At 74.7% G+C, this 1,567-nt stretch carries 2 protein-coding genes; both read right to left on the reverse strand.

Annotation, left to right across the window (positions count from 1 at the left end):
* A partial coding sequence (locus tag PKE44_RS16190) for an O-antigen ligase family protein (RefSeq protein WP_324553217.1) occupies positions 1-1,091 on the reverse strand: 1,091 nt, incomplete at its 3' end.
* On the reverse strand, positions 1,088-1,567 hold a 480-nt coding region (locus PKE44_RS16195; protein WP_324553220.1), incomplete at its 5' end, for a glycosyltransferase. The genes PKE44_RS16195 and PKE44_RS16190, both read right to left, overlap by 4 nt.

A 1,567-nucleotide genomic window follows, 5' to 3' on the forward strand; every position in this document is an offset into this window, starting at 1 on the left:
CCCTGCGTCCACAGCGTCTGCAGGTAGCTGTTGTGAACGTGGTCGTAGGCTTCGCCGGCCATCAGCGCCGCCCGTGGCCGCAGTTGTGTATCGACGACCGTCTGCAGGCCGCCGAAGCCGTGGCCGAGCAGCGGCGCCTGCGGCCAGCGTTCGAGCACGAACTGCCAGAGCCGCAGGCGGGTGGTGATCGATGAGGCCGACGCCGCCGCCAGTCCCGCCTCGCCGACGGTGGCGACGACCTCCTGTTCGGCTTCGAGGCGCTGTTCGAAGGCCTGGCGGTTGGCGTAACCGAACACGGCCAGCAGCAGCACGGCGCCGAGCACCGCCAGCCCGGTGCGACGCGGCGCCGGGCGGGCGCTGCCCTTGCGCCGGCGCCACAGCCCGGCCAGCCCCGCCCCCGCGGCCACCACCAGCAAGGCCAGCCAGGTCGTGCGGTTCTGGGCGCTGGCCAGCACCTGCAGATGCAGGGCCAGCAGCATCAGGCCGCCGATGCGCAGCGGCCAGCGCCACGGCGGCGCGAGCGACCACCATTGCTGCCGGGCCGCCACGAGCCCGACGACGAAAACGCCGGCGTACAGGCCGATGCCGAGCGGCCGGTTCAGGTGGAAACCCAGACGCTCGCCGGACCACAGCACCAGCGGCCCGCGCCCGATCAGGAAACCGATCACCCCGAGCGTGCAGCCGAGCAGCGCGAGCGCCCACAGCCGGCGCAGCCACGGCAGGCGGCATCCGGGCGGGATCAGGACGGCCAGCGTGGCGAACACCAGCGGCGTCATCCAGTCCAGCCAGCCGGACTGCGGCTTCACCAGCTCCGGCTCGGCAATGCCGGCCAGTTGCAGCCCGTAGCGCAGGACGAGCCAGACGAGGAGCGCGAGCGTGGCGAAGCCGACGGCATCGGGCCGCCCGCCGCGCCGCCAGCCGGCGAACAGCGCACCGCCGGCGGCCAGCAGCGCCAGCCCGAGGCCGAGGTTGGCCGGAGCGGTCAGCCACAGGCTCGCGAGCGCGAACAGCCCGAGCGCCGCCCGCCCCCAGCGGCCGTGCGCGTCGAAGATCACGGCCAGTGCCGGACGCAGCCGGTTCATGGCGTTCATGCAGCCTCCGCAGCCGATGCCGGGGCGCCGGCACTCAGCGCGAGCAGCCGGCGCGCGCGTGCATCCCAGCCGTAGGCGCTTGCCGTCTGCCGGCCGGCTTCGGCCATCGCCAGCGCCGCGGCGGGGTCCTTGCGCACGCGCCCGATCGCGCCGAGCCACGCTGCCGGATCATCGGGCGGCACCAGCAGGCCGTTGACGCCATCGCGCACGATCTCGCGCAGCGGCGGCAGGTCGGAGGCGATCACCAGCCGGCCGGCGGCCATCGCCTCGAACAGCTTGATCGGGCTGATCGACGCCGCGTGGCGCAGATCGGCCTGGTACGGCATCAGCGCCAGCGCACCGCGCGCGAGTTCCGCCGGCACCGCGGCGTGCGCGACGGCCGGGCGCAGTTCGAGTTGCGCATGCGTGGCGGCAGGCTCGTGGTCGCGCGGCCCGACCAGCGTCAGCGGCACGCCGGCCGCGGCCAGGTGCTCCAG

This window comes from Plasticicumulans sp., from assembly GCF_035331805.1.
Taxonomy (GTDB): domain Bacteria; phylum Pseudomonadota; class Gammaproteobacteria; order Competibacterales; family Competibacteraceae; genus Plasticicumulans.